The 4,092-nt window shown below is 42.1% G+C and carries 6 protein-coding genes; 2 read left to right on the plus strand and 4 right to left on the minus strand.

The window, feature by feature from the left end:
• Positions 1 to 280 precede the first annotated feature (280 nt).
• Together LEP1GSC192_RS13525 and LEP1GSC192_RS13530 are read left to right on the plus strand one after the other, a co-directional pair.
• On the plus strand, positions 281 to 685 hold the full coding sequence (locus LEP1GSC192_RS13525) for a heavy metal-responsive transcriptional regulator (RefSeq protein ID WP_036090212.1): 405 nt from the start codon (positions 281 to 283) through the stop codon (positions 683 to 685).
• Complete coding sequence (locus LEP1GSC192_RS13530) at positions 672 to 1,367, plus strand: glutathione S-transferase N-terminal domain-containing protein (protein ID WP_016546891.1); 696 nt, start codon at positions 672 to 674, stop codon at positions 1,365 to 1,367. Before LEP1GSC192_RS13525 ends, LEP1GSC192_RS13530 begins: the two co-directional genes overlap by 14 nt.
• Before the next feature lie 201 nt (positions 1,368 to 1,568).
• Here the strand turns inward: LEP1GSC192_RS13530 and LEP1GSC192_RS13535 are convergent, their stop codons facing one another.
• From LEP1GSC192_RS13535 to LEP1GSC192_RS13545, 4 genes are all read right to left on the minus strand, one after another.
• Positions 1,569 to 2,228 carry a hypothetical protein gene (locus LEP1GSC192_RS13535; RefSeq protein WP_020770544.1) on the minus strand — a complete coding sequence of 220 codons (660 nt, stop codon included), beginning with the start codon at positions 2,226 to 2,228 and terminating at the stop codon, positions 1,569 to 1,571.
• Between the two features lie 261 nt (positions 2,229 to 2,489).
• Complete coding sequence (locus LEP1GSC192_RS19810; RefSeq protein WP_157186911.1) at positions 2,490 to 2,795, minus strand: nucleotidyltransferase domain-containing protein; 306 nt, start codon at positions 2,793 to 2,795, stop codon at positions 2,490 to 2,492.
• Positions 2,746 to 3,165, minus strand: coding sequence for a hypothetical protein (locus tag LEP1GSC192_RS13540; RefSeq protein WP_020770545.1), 420 nt, complete (start codon positions 3,163 to 3,165; stop codon positions 2,746 to 2,748). Before LEP1GSC192_RS13540 ends, LEP1GSC192_RS19810 begins: the two co-directional genes overlap by 50 nt.
• Positions 3,158 to 3,829, minus strand: coding sequence for an HNH endonuclease (locus LEP1GSC192_RS13545; protein WP_052005232.1), 672 nt, complete (start codon positions 3,827 to 3,829; stop codon positions 3,158 to 3,160). Before LEP1GSC192_RS13545 ends, LEP1GSC192_RS13540 begins: the two co-directional genes overlap by 8 nt.
• Between the last annotated feature and the right edge of the window lie 263 nt (positions 3,830 to 4,092).

A 4,092-nucleotide genomic window follows, 5' to 3' on the forward strand; every position in this document is an offset into this window, starting at 1 on the left:
ACGCCTAACGACCGAGGTGTTCCGACGTTTTGCGAGTGCGAAGCACTTGGCGCGAGTTTGCGCATGCAAACGAAGTGACAAAGCAAAATGTGCCGTAGGCCAAGCAAGGGTTGCGTAGCAAGCCCGCAGCGACGCGGAAGCACCGAAAGTTATGCGAAGTGCCGCACCCCGAGGGCGGAGGCATGGAGGCCGGAGCCCGATCATTTTTTTTATTTTTTTTTGTTCTGGGTATTGACTCTATAGTATACTATAGACCATATACTGAATTCAGAGAGAAGGCATGAAAATAGGACAAATCGCTAGAAAGGCTGATGTTTCAGTCCAGACGGTTCGATACTACGATTCTCTGGGTCTGCTAGGAAAATCTGCGCGAAACGAAGTTGGCTATAGACTTTATCAACAGGATGTTGCGGCGCGAATCAGATTCATAAAGAGAGCCCAGGATCTGGGCTTCAGCCTGGAGGAAATCGGGGAACTGCTGGATTTGCGCATCGAGCGACCGAATCAATGCGCCAGCGTGAAAAGAAAAGTTGAACATAAGCTTGAATTAACGCGCAGGAAGCTTGAAGATTTGCGAAAGATTGAGCGAGGTCTGCTTACGATTAACCGGCAATGTGCTAGTGCGGAACCTACGGGCGACTGTCCTTTGCTAACGACTCTGGGAGGAAGCAATGAAAAAGATTGAGCTTGTATACGAAACGACATGCCCAAATGCGCAAGCCGTCAGGGAAATGTTGAAAACGATAGGTTTGGAACTTGGTCTGCAATTGAACGTGACTGAGACGAATAAGGATGATCCAAACGCACCTGAGTATGCACGGAAATTATCTTCTCCGACAGTGCTGGTTGACGGAAAGGATGTGGTTGCAGACGGGTCAGTGGGCGGGAACGCCTGCAGGATTTATCGCACAGCAGATGGCAGGATGACAGGAATTCCGCCCAGAGCTGCAGTTTTGGACGCTCTGAGAAAATCTCAACGCAAACAGAAATGGGGATTGCTCTCGTTCATACCTGTGGTGATGACTGCGATGCTTCCGGTAGTATCATGTCCGGCTTGCTGGCCACTTTACGGCAGCGTTCTAGCAAGTCTGGGTCTAACTTTTGTTGATTATACACCGTATATCCGACCGATCATGCTTGCATTTTCAGCGCTGGCTGCAGGCGGAATTGTGTACTATTGGAACCGCACGCGAAAGTGGCTGCCAGCAGTAACTGGATTGGCCGGAGTTGCGATAATCGTAGTTGGAAAACTAACTCTCTCCAATTCTCTTGCAATTTACAGTGGCGGCTTTGTTGCGACGTTAGCCTTTGTCCTGGGAGCGTTGCCTTCAAGAAAAATCAGACCGGATAACTGTGAGACGTGCTAGAGGCCGGACACGGATGTCCGGCCCCGAGGGGTGCGGCATTTCGCATAACGACCAAGCCTAGCCGACGTTCGCGACGGCACGAGTTTGCTCCGCAAACGAAGTGACGGAAGCGAATGTGCCGCCAGGCCGAAGCGAGGGTGCGAAGCAGCCCGAAGCGTAGCGGCTGAGGCGATAGTTAGTCGCCGTTGTCTATTGTCTATCTCATAGTATTTTCTTCTTTCTCGAAATACTGTCTCTTAACATATCTGCTATATCTCTGCGATTAATAAATGAGTAATTGCCATTCCTATCCATAATTTCGTAATCAAGTGAACCACAATTAATATTTATTCTACCGTAGCCAGGAGCACGGGGTTTAAATTTATCACTTTTTGGGGCTTCATGTTTTGCGAGATTAACTCGAATATCTTCGATACATCTGAAAATTGGTTCCATTTTATCATATTGATTCTTTGCTTTTTTGGCAAATGAAGCGTCTTTAAATTTTTCTCGGTTCTTTAGCCAATATGCTTCGGAAAGATTTTGGTCAGTTTCGGCATTTGCATAAAACTTATTAGATTTTGGGTCTAAATGCTCTCTAATTTGCTGGCGCCAAGTTCTTAATAATTCGTAAGTTCCGAAAATCCACATTTGAGATAATGCCGAAATTAGAATTACGGATTCCAAAGGCGTAGAATCACTCCTAATATAATCATGCAACAATGAATATTCCCAGTTCATAATTAGTTGATCGGTCGCTGCGACGTTCATTGCTTGCATATTTAAAAAGGCATTATCAAAAAGTATTAGCTTCTGAAATGCTGAATGAATCTTCTTAGGGTCGATTTTATTTGGTGCTAAATAGCGCAATTTATCTTCCATAAATAATTGCCTACATGTTTATATATTAGTTCAATTTAGACAATGGCGACTAACGACCAAGGTGTTCCGACGTTTGCGATGGCACGAGTTTGCCCTGCAAACGAAGTGACAGAAGCAAATGTGGCGTAGCCCGAGCGAGAGTTGCGAAGCAAGCTCGAAGCGTAGCGGAAGCACCGATAGTTAGTTGCCGTTCTGGCTTTTTGCCTTGACATATCCTTACTTTTTCTATTATTGTAAGGATATGAGCGCAGTAAGCGCATTTTATAGTTTTAGTAATAGTATTGCCTTTGATTCTTCTATAAAATGCATCTCACTTTCTTCCTGAACAGTTAAGATAGTAAAATCAACAGGTAAACGGACTATTTCAGAAAGAGATAAAGAAATATTTCTTATTAAATCATAAATTCCGCTATAATTAATGTGTTTATTATCAGATATTAGAAATAACAAATCAATATCTCTTGGAATTCTATTTTCTTTGCGGGTAGAAGACCCAAACTGATAAATTGATAAAATTTCACCTTGCCTTTTCAGTTCTATAAAAGCTTTCTCGATTGCCTTCCTCATCTGTCTTATAATGTTTCCAGTATTCATCCTTCCATAAAGCTCCTAACAACTCCTCGCTTACAAATAATCCAATATTGTTAGAATCGCAGTATTCTTTTGCCTTTCGAGTATATCCATTCCACGCTCCACCTGCAGATATACAGTTACAATTAGGATAAGCATCTAGTACTTTATGTACAAAAGTAATACCACAAGCATATTCATCGGCGCAAAAAATGAGAATTTCATCGTTTTGGTTTTTTCGCACAACTCTAAACATTACATCATCAAATCTGCTAACTTCCTTAACGTTTTTGTGAGTTTTTAAAGCTCTTTCCAACCAAGAGATTACGCTAAAAGAAACGTTCCACGCATTATTTCCGTTATGCATTGCAAAACTCCAAAGAAAAATTAAGCGGGAAACGTGGATAAGATTCTATTCTTTCATACGAATTTTCTTCGAATGAAGTCGCATGCAATTTAAAATCTTGAAAAAGTTTCCATTGACCTTCATTAAATATGTTTCTATTCGCTTCAAAGATATTAATAATCTTTCGGTTATTTGGTATTATTGTATCGAATTTTCTCATTACCCATAATTTATGTAAGCTAGAATTTGGATCACTTTTTGCTACAACTGATTCAGGGCCGAATTGCATCCAAATCTGTTTATTCTCATAAAGAAGATCGCATAAATCTCTCTTAAACAAAATAAGATCTGTATATATCTTTTCTTTAAAAATATTTATAATTCTTACTTCGTGATCCAACTTCCATTTATGCAACAATGAAACGGGATATTCTAGCGGAGCTTTGTCGACTCGAGTGTGGCAAGTGGGGCAAAGTAATATAAGATTTGCATAGCTATTATCTTCTGGTAAATCATTCCCACGTGGCCCGTCGGAGTTTCTCGCAATTATATGAGCCATTTCCCCAAGATTAAACGCATCACCATCATTTAGCTTTTGTGTGAGTTCAATAAAGCAATCTGGATTCGAGCAATGACCTGCTGCCCTGCCCCAAAGTATTTTTGAGTCTTTTTCTGAGATAGTCATAACTAAATTATAGCAAATTGTTGCGCTTATTGCGCTTAACGACCGAGGTGTTCCGACGTTTCGCGAGTGCGTAAGCACTTGGCACGAGACTTGCTTTGCAAGGCGAGTGACAAAGCGAAATGTGGCGCAGCCCAAGCAAGGGTTGCGCAGCAAGCCCGCAGCGCTGCGGAAGCACCGAAAGTTAGACGACGGTTTGGCTCTATTACGCAGAAATTGGAAACTTTATTATATTCTTAGGTCGTTCTTGCATCGCAGTCCAGAGA

Origin of the sequence: Leptospira sp. B5-022, assembly GCF_000347035.1 — a bacterium.
Classification (GTDB): Bacteria; Spirochaetota; Leptospiria; order Leptospirales; family Leptospiraceae; genus Leptospira_B; species Leptospira_B cinconiae.

Coding starts and splice junctions, on each gene's coding strand:
- LEP1GSC192_RS13545 (WP_052005232.1), bottom strand. CDS start 3,829: ATGACTATCTCAGAAAAAGACTCAAAAATACTTTGGGGCAGGGCAGCA.
- LEP1GSC192_RS13530 (WP_016546891.1), top strand. CDS start 672: ATGAAAAAGATTGAGCTTGTATACGAAACGACATGCCCAAATGCGCAA.
- LEP1GSC192_RS13525 (WP_036090212.1), top strand. CDS start 281: ATGAAAATAGGACAAATCGCTAGAAAGGCTGATGTTTCAGTCCAGACG.
- LEP1GSC192_RS13535 (WP_020770544.1), bottom strand. CDS start 2,228: ATGGAAGATAAATTGCGCTATTTAGCACCAAATAAAATCGACCCTAAG.
- LEP1GSC192_RS19810 (WP_157186911.1), bottom strand. CDS start 2,795: ATGAGGAAGGCAATCGAGAAAGCTTTTATAGAACTGAAAAGGCAAGGT.
- LEP1GSC192_RS13540 (WP_020770545.1), bottom strand. CDS start 3,165: ATGCATAACGGAAATAATGCGTGGAACGTTTCTTTTAGCGTAATCTCT.